This is a genomic window from Arthrobacter sp. TmtSoilC79, assembly GCF_059739405.1.
Genome location: NZ_AP046051.1, coordinates 1,678,977 through 1,694,711, shown reverse-complemented (window position 1 = coordinate 1,694,711; position 15,735 = coordinate 1,678,977). Strand labels below are relative to the sequence as shown.

Sequence of the window (15,735 nt, the reverse complement as noted above, 5' to 3'; positions counted from 1 at the left end):
CCTGCAAGGGGCTGCGGCGTGGCCGGACCACCCATACGGTCAGGTGTAAGGCCCACAAAGAAGGGCCGGAGTTTCACAGATCAAGGGAAGACGGAAGCCATGACGTTGGAATGCACATTGGTGAGGGGACCGGCGGCTGCGGATTCTTCGGCTCCGGAGGAGCTGACCATCAAGGTCCCGGCGGGTACATCCGGGACCAGGCTTCAGTCAATCCTCGGGGAGGAGCGCGGGACTGGTCCGCTGGAAGTGGATGGACAGGATATATCGGAGATGACAGTAGGCCGTCCTCCCTTGGTGTCAGGCGCAATCATCGTCGATGGCCCTGCACCACGGCGGGCCGCCGCCCCATTGCCCCTGCCCCTGTTATTGCTCGTTCATTCCGGGCCCAGTGCAGGGGCTGTATTCCGTATTCATCGGGGCCGGTTCCGGATTGGCCGCGGCACCGCAGAGATTTCCCTGCCCGATCCCGGCATGTCCAGGGAGCACGCCGTTCTGGATGTTTCCAGCACAGCCATGACCCTTAGCCGGGAAGGTGCCGGCAACCCGACCTTCGTGGATGGACGGCCTGTCCGGCAGGCCGCCGTGACATCGCAATCAAGAATTCTCTGCGGCAACACCGTATTCTCCGTTACCACGGAGACGAGTCTGCTCCCACAAATTTCCAAGGATGCCGGCCGGTCCGTGGAAGAACCCCTGGAAGTGGCGCATGCCGGCCGGCAAGGAAACCGCGCGGCGATCATTCTTACCGCGATTCTGCCGCTCATCGCGGGCATCGGACTGGCCGTTGCCACAGGAATGTGGATGTATCTGGGATTCACCGCCATCTCGGCGCTCACCCTTCTGGTCCCCTTCATTGCAGGACGGAAGAACCGCCGGGACTGCGCAGCGGCTGTGGCAAGGGCTGCTCAAGAGGATCTGGTTCGCCGGCAACGATGTTCCCCTTCCGCGGCGGAGTTGGCCGTGATGGCATCCGGGGGCTCCACAGCTGCCGCCCCAGATGCCCGGAGCGCACCTGCGGAGCCCGGTTCGTCGTCCTTCCAACCGCCAGGCCGCCTCGCCGGGGCACCCGTACTAGTTGAGCCCGGTACCTGGATACGGCTGGGAACTGCCGACGCCATGGCGAATATCCGGTTGGCACCTGATGATCCAACGTTCAACGCGCCGGAGATCGGATCTGCCGCATTGACCTTGGACCCGGAACTTCCCACTGTGGTACTTGACGGGCCTCACCACCACGTTGATTCCTTGCTGCGTTTCATGATGATGCAAATGGCCGCCTTCCCTGGTGCTGCACAGACGCCAGTAGTCGTCCTGGGGAGTGTCGGAAGGCTGCCGCTAAGCGCACGATTCCTGCCGGGGGTGACACTTGCGACCACATACGAGGCCGCCCTGGCCTCTATTCGCCGGCCGGTGAGCGGTACGCGTGGATTGCTGGTCATCATCGAGCACACTGCAAGCGAAGACAAGAACTCCTTGAAGCTGGTTCTTGGCGCTGCAGAACGGAACGGGTGGCAGGTGGTCCTTTGTGGCCCATCTGATGAACGCTCCGGCCCGCTGATCAAGCTTTCCCACTCCGGGACCAAGGGAACCCTGGAAGTCGCCGGCGAGCGCCGCAACTTCGTTCCGGACCTCGTCCCGATGGGTGTTTTCGATGCGTTCTGCCGCGGCATGTCGTCGCAGGGTCGTCACCAAGGCGCCGTACCCCAACAGTCTGTTCCTGAGCAGTGCGCCTTGGCTGCGCTTCTTCCTTTCGGGACCCGACGGGTTCTTCTTCGCTGGGAAGGGAATGCCAAGGTACCAGGGCTTGCGGCCGTTCTGGGCCAGGACCGCCACGGGCCGTTGACATTCGACTTCAAGCGCGACGGCCCGCACCTCCTGGTGGCCGGCACCACGGGTTCTGGAAAGTCCGAGCTGCTGAGAACCCTGGTGGCATCCATGGCCTTGACGTACTCCCCCGAGCACACGACCTTTCTTTTCATCGATTTCAAAGGCGGCTCCGGATTGCGCCCGCTCGCAGGACTGCCCCACTGCGTTGGCCTGTTGACCGATCTTGGCAGGCACCATTTGGATCGGGCCCTTACTTCGCTCCGCAGCGAGATCAGGTACCGCGAGGAGTTGTTCGCCGCCGCTGAAGTCACGGACCTGGACCAATACCACCGCGCGGCGGCGGACAACTATCCTGCGATTCCTCATCTGGTTTTGGTCATCGACGAGTTCCGCATGCTCATTGAGGAGGCTCCCGGCGCCCTCCGCGAACTCATGCGGGTAGCCACCATCGGCCGTTCCCTCGGAATCCACCTCGTCATGGCCACCCAGCGCCCCCAGGGCGCATTGACCGCCGATATCCGGGCAAACGTTGCCTCAAGCATCGCCCTGAGGGTGCAATCCGAAGCGGAGTCCACGGACATCATCAACTCCAAGGTCGCAGCATCGATACCGGCGGACATTCCTGGAAGGGCCTATCTGGTCCGGGCCTCAAGTGTCCCCGAAGAGTTCCAGTCCGCGTCACTGGCAGTTCCCCACGGCACGTTGGTTACTGGTGGTCCCGGAGTTGGCGTTCCGCGGCTGGTCCATGCCACCACCCTCGTACTCAACGGTGGTCCGCTCCAACAAAGCCCGTTGCCGGACCCTCTGCGCGATCAGGCAGATTCAATCGCGGATGAGGGTGTCCGGCAGCTTTTGGCCGCTGTCAAGGACGCATGGCACCGCCACGGCGGTTCCCTCCCCCGCCAACCTGTGGCGGCGCCCTTGCCATCTGCCATTCCCTGGGCCGAAGTTCTGTTCCCCGTGCCCGACACCAAGCTTCCCGTCCACAGGGATGCCACCAGCGCTATTCCCGCCCGCACTGAAACAGGGCCTTGGAGCATTGGTCCATTGGCCTGGGTAGACAAACCGACACGGCAAGTCGTGGAAACCCTGCAATGGTCCCCGACCAAGGACGGGCATCTTGCCATGATCGGGAGCCCTACGAGCGGAATGCACTCCTGCTTCAGGGCGGTTTCGGCCATGCTGGCAACTCAAGGTTCCCAGCCTCATTCCTACGTCCTGGATGGGGCCGGGATACTCGGCGACGTCCTCGGGCAAAGGGAAGTGGGGGCCTTGGCCGGCCTCCATCAGTTGCCGCTTGCTGCCCGCGTCCTGAAGCGCTTTGCCGGGGAAATGGACCGCAGGCGCAACATCAGTGAGTCCGCGAAGACCGACGATCCCCTCGCTTTGATCATCACTGGGTGGTGCTCGTGGGCAACTGCCTTCCGCGCAGGCCCTTCGGCCTGGGCAGAAAGCCTGCTGCAGGACATTGTGCGTGATGGGCGGTCCCTGGGCATCACCGTGTTGATTTGCGGGGAGCGGGAGTTGGTCGGGGCGCGCTTCTTTGCGGCGATTCAGAACCGGGCCTATTTTCCGCTGGGCTCCACCGAGGAGGCGCGGTTCCATTGGCCCCGGCTTACGGAAGTGGAGCCAATTCCAGGGCGGGCCATCGCCACAGGCAACTTCGTAGACGGAGACGTTGTGGTGTCGCAGTTTCTTGACGCCCCGGAGGCGGGACCCTGGCCGTTCGCTCACCTTCCCCTTAAGAAGCCGCCCTTCCGCCTGCGACCACTTCCTGATCGGCTGGACGAACAGGAATTTTGTGATGTTTTCAAGGAGTCCGGCATTACGGTGCGATCTGCCGGAGGAATATCGGACGGTGCACTGTGGATCGGAGTCGGGGGCGACGAAGCGTTGCCCGTTTCGCTGCCTCTTCGCTTAAAAGGTTCCAGCATCATCCTTGGCGGCGCCCGGTCTGGAAAAAGCACGGCTTTGGCATCACTGCGTCGCCTGAACCCTGCCGTTTCCTGGGTTGAACCGCCGGTGGGAACGTCTCCGGACCGCTTCTGGTCTACTACCGCACAGGAGGTTGAAAACCTGGACCCGCAGAGTATTTTGTTGGTGGACGACGCCGACTCACTGGGCACCCATGGGCGTCAGGCCATCACTGCCCTGAGCGGGAAGGTCCGGGGCATCGTCATCACGGCCACTCCCGGTCCGGCGCTCATCCAACAACTGCCGCTGGCGCGCGAGCTCCAGACAGCCCGGATGGGGTTGGTTCTTGCACCGGGATCTCCGCACGATGCCGAACTCCTGGGAGTCCGCGTGGAAACGGAGCGCCCAATGCGGCCCGGCCGCGGCTATGTGGTGGAGGGCGGAGACATACTGCCGTTTCAAGCAGTTCTTACATCAGGTGTTCCTGCGATTGGCGACTTCTGTTCCCCAACTGAGGCTCATTAGGTTCCCCAACCGAGGCCCACCAAGCCCCTCAACCGAGGCCCACCAGGTCCCCCAACCGGGCAAGCTAGAGGACCCCGGATGTGCCGCCGGTGCGCGAGGCGTAGGCAATGACGTCCTTGTGGAAAAGGAAAACGATCGCCGCAATGGCGGGGATGATCATGGCCAGACCCGGCACCACGAGACCGCCGGTCATGGTGGGAAGGCCTATGGTGAGGACGAACAACTGTGCCACAAGGGCCGCTGCCCGGGTCCAACGGTATCCACGGAAAAGAAAGTGGCCCACCGCGAACAGCCACACGGAGAAGGCCAAGAGCAGCCCCAGCGTGAAAACGGCGCCCCAGAAGGTCAGCACCGGAGCACCGGTAAGGAGTTGGTACGCGTACCAAGCCGCTGCACCCATCAGGGCCAGGGCTTCGAGAAGGACAACGGCTGAAATTACCGCGACCCCACGGGGCCGACGGCCCGCTGTGGAATTGCTCATTTCGTCGTTTGCCTGCGCATCGGAATTTTCACCCGGCTGCTGTCCGGAAGCGGGCTGGGATGGGTTTACGGGAGGTCTTGACACACTGGCACACTACCGGACATAGTCGTCTAGCAGTGAGGGCACTGGCGGCTGATGTGATGCATCGCTCACGGATTCCGGGCATTTCGACCACTAACACCCCTTGTTTACAAGGCGTTAACATGAAACGCTTGACTCAGACGACCAAGGGGGCCCATGCGGGCCCCTTTCCTTTGGAGCCTCTCGTGAATGTTTTCACAAAAGGCCTATCTAGTTCTCACGAATGGAGTGACTGATCAGCATGGATTGGCGTAACCGCGCAGCCTGCCTCGACAAGGACCCGGAGCTCTTCTTCCCAGTCGGCAACACCGGACCAGCACTTCTGCAAATCGAGGAAGCCAAGAGCGTCTGCCGCCGCTGCCCCGTAGTGGACACCTGCCTGCAGTGGGCGTTGGAGTCCGGACAAGACGCCGGCGTTTGGGGCGGAATGAGTGAAGATGAGCGTCGCGCTCTGAAGCGTCGCGCTGCCCGCGCTCGTCGCGCTTCCTAGACCCAAATACTAAAGAAGGCCGCGGACCATTTGGTCCGCGGCCTTCTTTTGTTAAACCTCGGCGTTGCGTGCGCCCTCCATGATTGGTGGGCAAGGTTCTTTAGTTAAACCTTGGCCCTGTGTGCGCTCCCCATGATTCGTGGCCAATCACAGTCAAAAGTCAGGCTCGGGCCAGGTTCAATACGATTTCGACGGCGGTCCCGCCCCCATCGCGCGGGCTCCATTGGATGGATCCACCGAGCTCGCTTGTCACCAGCGTGCGGACAATCTGCAAACCCAAGCCCTCGGTGTACTGACCATCCGGCAAGCCAACACCGTCATCGGCAATGGTCACGGTCAGGAATTCATCATTTCCGTCTCCGTCGGCCCGGTCAGCCAGGAGCCATACAGTCCCTGTGCGCCCCTCAAGGCCATGCTCCACGGCATTGGTTACCAGCTCGTTAATGACCAGGGCCAATGGTGTGGCGAAATCGCTGGGCAGTTCACCGAACAACCCGGAGCGTTCGGTTCGCACCTGCTGGGATGGCGATGCGACCTCGGCTGAGAGCCGGAACTGCCGACCTATCAACTCATCAAAATCAACACTCTGCGTCAACCCCTGGGAAAGGGTTTCATGGACGAGGGCAATGGTGGCCACACGCCGCATCGCTTGTTCCAGGCCCTGCTTCGCTTCGTCGCTGACCATGCGGCGCGATTGCATGCGCAGGAGGGCCGCAACAGTTTGAAGATTGTTCTTTACCCGGTGATGGATCTCGCGGATGGTGGCATCCTTGGTGACGAGCTCCATTTCCCTGCGCCGCAGTTCAGAGACGTCCCGGCACAGGACCAAGGCACCGAAACGGTGTTGTTCATCGCGCAAGGGAATGGCACGCAGGGAAAGGCTGACGCCGCGGGACTCAATCTCGCTCCGCCAAGGCATGCGTCCGGTGACAACCAGCGGCAGTGTCTCGTCCACCATCCGGCGGTCCTTAAGGAGCCCGGCAGTGACTTCCGCCAGTGACCGTCCCTCAAGCGACTCAACTTCGCCGAGTCGCCTGAAAGCCGATACACCGTTGGGGCTCGCGTACTGAACAATCCCCTCGGCGTCCAGTCTGATAAGCCCGTCCCCCACGCGTGGTGCGCCACGGCGTGATCCTGTGGGAGATGCGAAGTCCGGCCAGAGTCCCAGCGTGCCCATGCGGAGGAGATCATAGGCACACTGACGGTATGTCAGTTCCAGCCTCGAGGGCATGCGTGAGCTGGACAAATCCATGTGGGATGTCACGACGGCCAGCGTCCTGCCATTGCGCACCATGGGAACAGCTTCAACACGCAGGGCCATCTCGCTGCTCCAGCTTGTTTCGCTGGAGCGTTCGATCGAGCGGCTGTTCCATGCCTTGTCCACCAGCGGGCGGAGATCGGAACGGATGCCCTCACCCACGAAGTCCGCATGAAACACCGTATGGGATGTCGACGGACGGACGTGGGCGAGGGCTATATAACCGAACTCCGGGTGCGGGAACCACAAAGCAAGGTCCGCGAATGCAAGGTCGGCGACCATCTGCCAGTCACCGACGAGGAGGTGCAGCCATTCGGCATCCCCAGGCCCGAAATCAGCGTGTTCCCTGATGGGGTCTGTAAAGATTGCCACTGCACCTCCATTTGCGACGCCGGGATTGCCCCTAGCGTCGAACGATTGACCTCAAGAGCCTTAATGCTACCGACAGTGAAGCCATGTCGTCGGCTTCGAGCGCGTTGACCTCGTCAAACATGGTCTTGGCACGGCCGAGTTGCTCGGCATTCTGCCCTTCCCAGGCCTTCAGGCGATCTTCAGCGGAGGCGCCTGACTCCGTAGACTCAAGCACCGACGTCGTCATATCCGCGACAGTTGAATAAAGGTCGTCGCGAAGGGCAGCCCTGGCCAGGGCCTGCCAGCGGTCATCACGCGGCAGTGAACTGATCCGTTCCAGCAACGAATCGACGTGGAAGCGGTTGAACACCGTGTAATAGACGTGTGCGACGGCTTCGACGCTGCCACCGCCGGTCTGGGCGATCCTGGCAATATCCAACAGCGCGTAACTTTCGAACAGCTCAGCCCACCTGTGGGCAAGGTGTTCGGGCAAATCCCAGCTGCGTGCTTTCTCAAGCCAACCCGAGATGCGTGTCTTGTCTTCGCCGCGGAGGTAGTCCAGCAATTTGGCCCGCAAAGGAGCCAGCATCGGCTTGAACGATTCCACCACCTCGGAAATCGGCTGCGATGCCATTCCTTGCCCAAGGATCCATCGAACGGCCCTGTCGAGCAGCCGGCGGATATCCAGGTGGACTTCGCTCCAGTGCTCAGTCGGGAACGATGCGGGCAGTGCATTCAACTCCGCCACCATGGGATCGAGATCGTAAATTTCGCGCAGGGCAACAAATGCCTTGGCAACTGCGACCTCATTGGCCGATGTTTCTTCAATGGCGCGGAAGGCAAAGGTAATGCCGCCAAGGTTGATGATGTCGTTGGCCACTACGGTTGCGATGATTTCGCGGCGCAGCGGGTGGGTGTCCAGTTCGGCGTCGAACTTCTCGCGCAACTGCTTGGGGAAGTAGTTCCGGATGGTCTCCGCAAACCAAGGGTCGTCGGCAAGGTTGCTCTCACGCAGTGCCGCGCCGAGTTCGATCTTGGCGTAAGCCGCCAGGACTGCCAGTTCAGGCGATGTCAGGCCCTGACCCTGTTCCAGCCTTGCACGAAGCGTCTCTGTGGTGGGCAGAGCTTCCAGATCACGCTTGAGATCGGCGGACTTCTCCAACCAATCCATCAGCCGCTCATAGCTGGGACTCCACTCGGCAACCCGCGTCCGGTCATTCAACAACAGGATATTTTGGTCGATGTTGTCCTGGAGGACGAGTCGTCCCACCTCATCCGTCATGTCTGCCAGGAACCCGGCCCGCTCTGCTGCCTCAAGCTTGCCGGCAGCGACCATGCGGTCCACGAAGATCTTGATGTTCACTTCATGGTCGGAGCAGTCCACACCGGCCGAGTTGTCGATTGCATCAGTGTTGAGGATGACCCCTTGCAGGGCAGCTTCGATGCGCCCACGCTGCGTCAAGCCGAGGTTTCCACCTTCTCCCACAACCTTGACCCGCAGATCACGCCCGTCCACGCGAATGGCGTCGTTGGCTTTGTCCCCTACGGCCGCATGTGTTTCTGTGCTTGCCTTGACGTAGGTTCCGATGCCGCCGTTGTAGAGGAGATCCGCCGGAGCCAGCAAAATCGCGCGAAGGAGTTCAGGCGGGCTCAGCTGTGTGGTGCCGTCGGGCAGGCCCAGCGCCTTACGCACTTGGTCGGAAACCGGTATGGTCTTGGCCTGGCGCGGGTAGACGCCCCCACCTTCACTGATGAGTGAACGGTCGTAGTCACCCCAGGAAGACCGGGGCAGTTCGAACAGCCGCTGACGTTCCTTGAATGATGCTGCGGCATCCGGTGTGGGATCAAGGAAGATGTGGCGGTGGTCGAAGGCGGCCAGCAGCCTGATGTGACGGGACAGCAACATTCCGTTGCCGAAGACGTCACCGGACATATCGCCAACGCCGACCACCGTGAATTCCTCGGTCTGTGTATCCAGATCGAGTTCACTGAAGTGCCGCTTGACTGATTCCCATGCTCCGCGGGCTGTAATTCCCATGGCTTTGTGGTCGTAGCCCACCGAGCCGCCCGAGGCAAAGGCGTCTCCCAGCCAGAACCCATACTCGGCTGCGAGTCCATTTGCGGTGTCGGAGAACGTCGCAGTTCCCTTGTCAGCTGCCACCACAAGGTAGGAGTCGTCGCCGTCGTGGCGAACAACGTCCGACGGCGGGACGAGCCTTTCGCCGTCCACTGAGGTCACCAGGTTGTCAGTGATGTCCAACAGGCCCCGGATGAAGGTCTTGTAGCTTTCGATTCCTTCCGCCATCCAGGCTGCCCGGTCGATCGCCGGGTTGGGCAACTTCTTTGCGAAGAAACCTCCCTTGGCACCCGTCGGAACGATCACAGCGTTCTTGACGGTCTGGGCTTTCACCAGGCCAAGGATTTCGGTGCGGAAGTCTTCGCGGCGGTCGGACCAGCGGAGACCACCGCGGGCGACCTTGCCGAAACGCAGATGCACGCCTTCAACCCGGGGTGAGTAAACCCAGATCTCATACATGGGGCGCGGGAAAGGCAGCCCGTCAATCGACGTCGGGTCCAGCTTGAAGCTGAGGTATTCCTTGTTCTGGAAGTAATTGGTCCGAAGGGTGGACTCAATGAGGTTCACGAAAGTACGCAGGACACGGTCAGCGTCCAACGTTGCCACCTGCTCGATGGATTCGGCCAAGGCCAGCCGTGCCGCTTCCTGGCGTTCGGACCGAAGTTCTTCAGGTACCGCGGGGTCGAACCGTGCGGAGAAGAGCGCGTTCAGGCCACGGGCTACATCGGGGTTGCCCAAGAGAGTGTCGGCGATGAAACCGAAGGAGTTGGTGTTCCCCATTTGCCGCATGTACTTGGCGTAGGCGCGGAGGACCACTACCTGACGCCAATGCATTCCTTCACGCAGAACCAGCCGGTCGAAGTTGTCCGACTCTACGGATCCCGTCACGGCGGCACCGAAGGAATCGCTCAAGAGTTCACCCGTAGCAAGGGGGTCGACGCCGGCAGGGTACTTAAGTCCGAGGTCGTAAAGGAAGAAGTCACGGTGATCGGAGGTTTCGATCTCGAAGGGACGTTCATCCAAAACTTCAAGGCCGAGGTTGTGGAAGTAGGGAAGGATCTGGCTCAGGCTCTTAGGCTCCATGAGGTAGAGCTTGACGCGGGCGTCCTCCTCCAAAGCTTCGCCGGCACCTTCAGGCAGGTACACGTGTACCCCGGGTTTGACCTGCTTCGGCGCCTCCCCCGCCCTTTCAGCCTCGGCTCCGTACTTTTCGAAGCGCTCGATGTCCTCCAGAGCGTCTTCAACTTCGTAGTCCACGCGGTAGCCTGCGGGAAATGCCTCTGCCCACAGCGCGGACAGGACGTCGGCGCTCTCTGCCGACCGGTGCTCGCGGAGGACCTCGGTGATACCTTCACTCCAGGAACGGGATGCCCTCATGAGCCGGTGTTCCAGCTCGGCAACGTTGACTTCGGCCAGCTCAGCGGTGCGCGGCAGCCGGATCCTGAAGAAGACCCGGGCCAGGGCAGACTCAGTGATCCGGGCCTCGTAATCGATGCTCTCGGCTTGGAAGGTTTCCCGGAGTTCCTGTTCGATCCGAAGGCGAACGCTGGTGGTGTAACGGTCCCGGGGCAGGTACACCACGGCCGACATGAAGCGGCCGTAGATGTCAGGGCGAAGGAACAGCTTGGTTCGGCGTCGTTCCTGCAACCGCTGGATTCCGGTAGCGGTTGCCGCCAGGTCCGGTATCTCGATCTGGAACAGTTCATCGCGTGGGTAGGTCTCAAGGATGCCCAGGAGATCCTTGCCCGAATGGGAGTCGATCGGGAACCCGGCGTTGCGCAGAACAGCATCCACCTTGTCCCGGACAATCGGAATGTTGCGCACGGAACCGGTGTAGGCGCTTGTTGCGAACAGGCCGATAAAACGCCGTTCCCCATTGACGTTGCCCTGGGCGTCGAAGCTCTTGACTCCGATGTAGTCAAGGTAGGCGGGCCGGTGGACAGTCGACCGGGAATTGGCTTTGGTAATGACCAAGGCACGCTTTTCCCTGGCGCGTTTTCGTCCGGCGTCTGTGAGGTGTTGAACCTGGCGCGTGGCGTCCCCGGCGCGCAGGAGCCCAAGGCCGCTGTCTTCACGGAGTTGCAGAACGTCCTCGCCATCCTGGTCCACGAGGTCGTACTCGCGGTATCCGAGGAAGGTGAAGTTGCCGTTGTCGAGCCAGCGCAGGAGATCCTGCGCTTGGCGAAGTTCGGCGATCTGCTCAGGGTGTGAGATACCCCCAAGAGCTTCGGCCAGCTCCAGTGCCTTACTGCGCATCTTTGGCCAGTCTTCGACCGCTGCACGGACATCGCCCAGAACGCGCTGGAGTCCTTCGACCAATGCTGCACGGGCGTCGTCGCTGACACGGTCAATCTCAACGGCAATCCAGGATTCCATGTGCGAGGAGTTGTCGCCGTCACCCAAAAGATGGGCCACGCTTGGAAGTGCAGCGGTGTCGCCACTGGAAATACCGACGTTGGACGGGACCCGGGAGATGTTCCGGAGCTCCCCGGAAACACGGTCGCGGGTGACTACGAACAATGGGTGCATGACAAGTCGGATCGCGCAGTTTTGACGAACGAGTTCTGCGTTCACTGAGTCCACGAGGAAAGGCATGTCGTCGGTGACGATATACACGACACCTCGGTCAGCTTCACCGGAAATTTCGACGACGGCGTTGCCCGGCATCCGCGACTGGGCGACTTTCTTGTGATTTGTCGCCCGCGAGATCAGCAGCTCAGCCGAATAGGCGCGCGCGTCCTCCTCTGCGAGGTGTTCATAGTAGTCACCGAAGAAACCTTCACGGACAACTGCTGCTTCGGACCGATCCTCCACGCTGGATCCTGACGACATCTACAAACGCCTCCATCACATGTTGATTGCTGCGACTCTGCAGCCCACATTTTGAGCCTAGCGCTTATGTAGGCGGGCGGCTCTGGTATTTCGGCCAAAGGAATTCGCCTTTTGCTGGACAGGCGCACAGACAAGGTTGGCAATGGCAAGTCGAAGTGCCGATTCGGGTGCGCATTCCAGGAGAACCGACCCTGAGAGCAAGGCTGCATCACAAGCTATCGGGTCCGCCGGCAGGTAGGCGTCGATTCCCAGCCCCGGCCCAAACCTTTCCCACGCCTCCGCCAATTGCTGCCTTGGCGCATACCCCACGGCCGACTTTTTGACCTTATTAAGGACCACCCGCACTGATGCGTCCGGAACAGCTGCCTGCATTTCGGCCAGGCCACGGACCAGCCGCGGTACTCCGATGGCGTCTGCCGCTCCCACAGCGAAAACCACATCAGCCATTTCCAGACTCCGCAAAGTTGCCGCGTTCCGGCGTGGAGCCATGGTGTCGAAGCTCAGTTCCTCATCCGACTCGAGACAAAATCCGGTGTCTACCACCACGACATCCGAGACTTCCTTGGCACGTTCAAGGACGCGGGACATCGCAGCAGCCCTCAGCTCTGTCCATCGGTCCGCACGCGTGGTCCCCGTAAGCACCCGGAAGGAGAATTCTTTCGTGAATACTGGAACCGCCGCGGCCTTCAGCGCTTCCGCGTCAAGAATCCCTTGGTCAGCAAGCCTGCAGGCCTGGGCGAGACCCGCGGCTTCGTCCAACAGCCCCAGGACAGCAGACACGCTGGCGCCATAGCTGTCGGCATCGACGAGGACGACGGATTTTCCTTCCGCCGCCAACTCGGCAGCGATGTTGACCGCCAGCAGCGTCCTGCCGGGGGACCCAATGGGCCCCCACACGGCAAACACCTGGCCCGAACCCTCCTGCGGGTCCTGTTCAACTTCAGGAGTTGGTACCGATAACGGACCACCTCCGACATCGGCGAAACCTGAGTCCTGGCCCGAGCCGAGCAGGGCCCGTGCGTGACCGCCCCCTACCGCCTCGGATATTCTTGCCGCGAGCACGGAGGGTGCTATGCCTGAAGCGGCCACAACAACTCCAATGGAGTGCAGCCGCCCGGCCTCGACCGGGTCATCCGTGAGCGCCACGACCGAGACCCCGACTGCCCCGAGCCGATCCACCAAGGTAGTGGTTAGTTCGTCACAGCCCTCCGCGACAACGGCTGCCATGGCAAGACCGCTCTGGCAGGCTGCCATAAGCTCGGCAAGCTCCGAACAGCGCCTGACCACCGTCACCGGCCCATGCAGGCCCTCCAGCCCGCCTACTACTGCCTCTTGCGCGGGACCTACAGTAACCACGGGAATGCTCATGGGTTCAGTCCCGCCGGATTCCACACCACTGAAATGCTGGCCTTATTCGCTTGTGCACCCAACAGCTTGGGCATCTGCTCATCCGTCACGAGGACAAGGATCTGGGTGGTTTTGGATGCTCCCAAACCAACGGGTCCAGACACCACCTGCGCAATTTCGGCGCTGGGCAGCAGCAAATGCGGCTCATCAAACGCACTGTTTGAACCGGGCAACGCAACCCAGACATCGACCCGCGCACCTCCAACGACCTGAACAGGCAGTTCCCCTTCGACGGAAACAGCGACAGGCTTCCGGTTCAGCGCATCGGCCTGCCCCAGGCTTTCCTTGGCGAGAAGCTGGTTCTTCGCGACCCGTTGCAGAGCAACCCGGCCGTCGGCCCAGCCGCCCTCTACGGTGACGTACCCGGACTCAAGATCGTCCAGGCGCACATTGGCAATCGAGAGGTCCGCCATGGTGACCGCTTGGCCAACTGCGATTTCTTCGCGCGCCGTGTAGACCTGCGTCGTTCTGTCTGCCGAGCCAACCAGGGCGATGACGCCGGCAACGGAGACGAGTACCAACAGGATGCCGATCAGCAGCCGGGGATCCTTCCACGACGGCTTCTTCAATCTTGCTGCAGCGACCACTGCCCCTTGACCCATGTCCTGCTACCCCCGGTGAGCTTATGGCAGGTCAATGGACCCGCCCCCTCATTCTTACCGGCCGTTCCCACGAGGCAAAAGCCACTGACCACAAAGTAGCCATAACTGTGGATAAACGCACCAAAAGCAGTCCAACGGTGGCAAAATGGTGCCATGCCCCGATTCCTGACTCTGGCGGACGTCGCCGAACAACTTCAAATCAATTCCCCGCAGGCCTATGCCCTGGTGCGCAGCGGCGAATTGAAAGCCATCCAAGTAGGAGGGCGGGGTCAGTGGCGCATTGAGGAGACGATGCTGGAAAAATACATCCAGGACCGCTATGCCGAAGCAAGCCGCATGATCCAGGAGGCAAGAGCCAAGGCGGGCCAGCCCTAGGCGTACCCGCGAGGGTAGTTACCACCGGGGTATGAGCACAGAGCTGCAACAGCGCCGAACGGGACAGTCATGACCGAGGCCACGTTTCCCGCCCGCCGCGCTTCACCGTCCCGGACAACGGCAATATCAAGGTGGTCCCGGCCCACCCTGTCTATGACACCCCTGATCTTCACGGCGGTTCCGGCTGGTGCGACCAAGTGAAGTACCAGCTCGGACCGGTCCATGGCCAGCGCCCTGAGGACGGATGCGATCCCGGGTAACCCAAGAATCGTCGACGCGGGTTTCAAGGCCAATCTCCCCAGGCCCCGGAATGTCAGCACTGCAGCGAATGGCACCAGCCATTGCTTGGACCCCTCAGCCACAACCAGCCAGTCACCGCCCACACGCCTCACCACCCCTTCCAGGACGGTGTCGTCGGCGAGACGCAGTGTAATTACTGAGCCAGCTGCACCACGGAGCCGATCACCCAATTCGATCCCGGCAAGCTCCACCCTGGACCGCTCAGTGATCTCCGACTCCGCCGAAAGGGCGTGCCCGGCAGAAAATTGTGCGTCCAGATCGTCAAAGAGAGAGTCCCATCTCATGTAGTCAGACTAGGCTGCAACATGATGACGGAGCGAATATGGCGTTATCCGGCGATCCGGATTGGACAGAACGGCTGCAACGTGTTCAGAATAGGCCTAACGATGTCAAAATGCATCAAACTGCATCAAACGGAGCTTGGGGGCTTTGAGTGGCAAGAACAGTACGCAGCGACGCCTGCCTCGCCGGGACAATCCTGGGACTTGGGCTGCTGCTTTTCTACGTGGGCACCATGCTCTTGGATCAATGGCGGTCAGCGGATCACCACAACCAAGTCATCTCCATTGAGGACCTGATCGGTTTCATCGCGAACGGTGCTGGTGCAGCACTGGTGGCGTGGTGGATTCTTTCATTTGTGCTCGCATTCTTCGCATCGCTTTTGCACCGTAGGGGAAAGAAGGCCAGCGCCAATGCCCTGGCAAAGTTCAGCCCTGCTTTTATGCTGCGGATTGCCGCAGCGGTCCTGAGCTTGAACCTCCTGGGTGCCACTATGGCCCAGGCATCCACTCCCCTACCCGAGCCCGGCTGGGGACCCACAGCTGTCAACAGCCGAACCTCTCCGCACCCTGCCTGGACTCCCAAGCCCGCTGCGGGGTCCGCTCCCGATTTGCAGAAAACCGGGTCCATCGCCAAGGCAAACTCCCTTGATCCACGGTGGAAGCCCAAGCCTCCCCTCGCCGATCCCGGACTTCTCAGCCGGTCGCCGATCAGACAAGGGATCCCTCCAGAAGAATCCGGTGTCGTCGTGAAGTCAGGAGACACTCTTTGGTCTATTGCAGCGTCACGGCTGGGTCCCCTTTCAACCGATGTCGAGGTCGCGCTGTTGTGGCCCAAGTGGCACGCCGCCAACCGTTCGGTCATTGGCGAGGATCCTTCAGTGTTGGTCCCGGGCCAGGTCCTGCGGCCGCCCTTGCCGGGCTGACAATCCGGTAA

The 15,735-nt window shown here is 61.3% G+C and carries 10 protein-coding genes; 4 read left to right on the top strand and 6 right to left on the bottom strand.

Going from position 1 to position 15,735, the window contains the following annotated elements:
- Positions 1–99 precede the first annotated feature (99 nt).
- Entirely contained in the window at positions 100–4,266 is a 4,167-nt protein-coding gene (locus AC6JA3_RS07855) for a type VII secretion EssC family protein (protein WP_497920066.1), read from the top strand.
- A 64-nt stretch (positions 4,267–4,330) separates the two neighbouring features.
- Here the strand turns inward: AC6JA3_RS07855 and AC6JA3_RS07850 are convergent, their stop codons facing one another.
- Positions 4,331–4,747: a hypothetical protein gene (locus AC6JA3_RS07850; RefSeq protein ID WP_497920065.1), complete on the bottom strand. Its 417-nt coding sequence runs from the start codon at positions 4,745–4,747 to the stop codon at positions 4,331–4,333.
- Positions 4,748–5,069: 322 nt separating this feature from the next.
- Here AC6JA3_RS07850 and AC6JA3_RS07845 point away from each other — a divergent pair, with 322 nt between their 5' ends.
- Positions 5,070–5,318: a WhiB family transcriptional regulator gene (locus AC6JA3_RS07845; RefSeq protein ID WP_003804966.1), complete on the top strand. Its 249-nt coding sequence runs from the start codon at positions 5,070–5,072 to the stop codon at positions 5,316–5,318.
- A gap of 160 nt (positions 5,319–5,478) precedes the next feature.
- On the opposite strand, the gene AC6JA3_RS07840 is transcribed toward AC6JA3_RS07845, so the two are convergent.
- The 4 genes from AC6JA3_RS07840 to AC6JA3_RS07825 are packed head-to-tail and all read right to left on the bottom strand — an operon-like array spanning position 5,479 to position 13,845.
- A complete protein-coding gene (locus tag AC6JA3_RS07840; RefSeq protein ID WP_026540059.1) occupies positions 5,479–6,948 on the bottom strand; it encodes a sensor histidine kinase in 1,470 nt (489 codons plus the stop codon).
- A 31-nt stretch (positions 6,949–6,979) separates the two neighbouring features.
- Positions 6,980–11,836, bottom strand: a complete 4,857-nt coding sequence (locus AC6JA3_RS07835) for an NAD-glutamate dehydrogenase (protein ID WP_497920064.1) — start codon at positions 11,834–11,836, stop codon at positions 6,980–6,982.
- 57 nt (positions 11,837–11,893) lie between these two features.
- Positions 11,894–13,204 carry a CpaE/TadZ family protein gene (locus tag AC6JA3_RS07830; RefSeq protein ID WP_497920063.1) on the bottom strand — a complete coding sequence of 437 codons (1,311 nt, stop codon included), beginning with the start codon at positions 13,202–13,204 and terminating at the stop codon, positions 11,894–11,896.
- Positions 13,201–13,845, bottom strand: coding sequence for a flagella basal body P-ring formation protein FlgA (locus AC6JA3_RS07825; protein ID WP_026546153.1), 645 nt, complete (start codon positions 13,843–13,845; stop codon positions 13,201–13,203). Before AC6JA3_RS07825 ends, AC6JA3_RS07830 begins: the two co-directional genes overlap by 4 nt.
- 153 nt (positions 13,846–13,998) lie before the next feature.
- On the opposite strand from AC6JA3_RS07825, the gene AC6JA3_RS07820 reads away from it, so the two are divergent.
- Positions 13,999–14,220, top strand: coding sequence for a helix-turn-helix domain-containing protein (locus tag AC6JA3_RS07820; protein WP_026540055.1), 222 nt, complete (start codon positions 13,999–14,001; stop codon positions 14,218–14,220).
- Here AC6JA3_RS07820 and AC6JA3_RS07815 read toward each other — a convergent pair.
- Positions 14,217–14,804, bottom strand: coding sequence for a hypothetical protein (locus tag AC6JA3_RS07815; protein WP_497920062.1), 588 nt, complete (start codon positions 14,802–14,804; stop codon positions 14,217–14,219). The genes AC6JA3_RS07820 and AC6JA3_RS07815 overlap by 4 nt on opposite strands.
- Before the next feature lie 149 nt (positions 14,805–14,953).
- On the opposite strand from AC6JA3_RS07815, the gene AC6JA3_RS07810 reads away from it, so the two are divergent.
- Complete coding sequence (locus AC6JA3_RS07810) at positions 14,954–15,724, top strand: LysM peptidoglycan-binding domain-containing protein (RefSeq protein ID WP_497920061.1); 771 nt, start codon at positions 14,954–14,956, stop codon at positions 15,722–15,724.
- Positions 15,725–15,735: the final 11 nt, after the last annotated feature.

Coding starts and splice junctions, on each gene's coding strand:
- AC6JA3_RS07855 (WP_497920066.1), top strand. CDS start 100: ATGACGTTGGAATGCACATTGGTGAGGGGACCGGCGGCTGCGGATTCT.
- AC6JA3_RS07850 (WP_497920065.1), bottom strand. CDS start 4,747: ATGAGCAATTCCACAGCGGGCCGTCGGCCCCGTGGGGTCGCGGTAATT.
- AC6JA3_RS07845 (WP_003804966.1), top strand. CDS start 5,070: ATGGATTGGCGTAACCGCGCAGCCTGCCTCGACAAGGACCCGGAGCTC.
- AC6JA3_RS07835 (WP_497920064.1), bottom strand. CDS start 11,836: ATGTCGTCAGGATCCAGCGTGGAGGATCGGTCCGAAGCAGCAGTTGTC.
- AC6JA3_RS07830 (WP_497920063.1), bottom strand. CDS start 13,204: ATGAGCATTCCCGTGGTTACTGTAGGTCCCGCGCAAGAGGCAGTAGTA.
- AC6JA3_RS07825 (WP_026546153.1), bottom strand. CDS start 13,845: ATGGGTCAAGGGGCAGTGGTCGCTGCAGCAAGATTGAAGAAGCCGTCG.
- AC6JA3_RS07820 (WP_026540055.1), top strand. CDS start 13,999: ATGCCCCGATTCCTGACTCTGGCGGACGTCGCCGAACAACTTCAAATC.
- AC6JA3_RS07815 (WP_497920062.1), bottom strand. CDS start 14,804: ATGAGATGGGACTCTCTCTTTGACGATCTGGACGCACAATTTTCTGCC.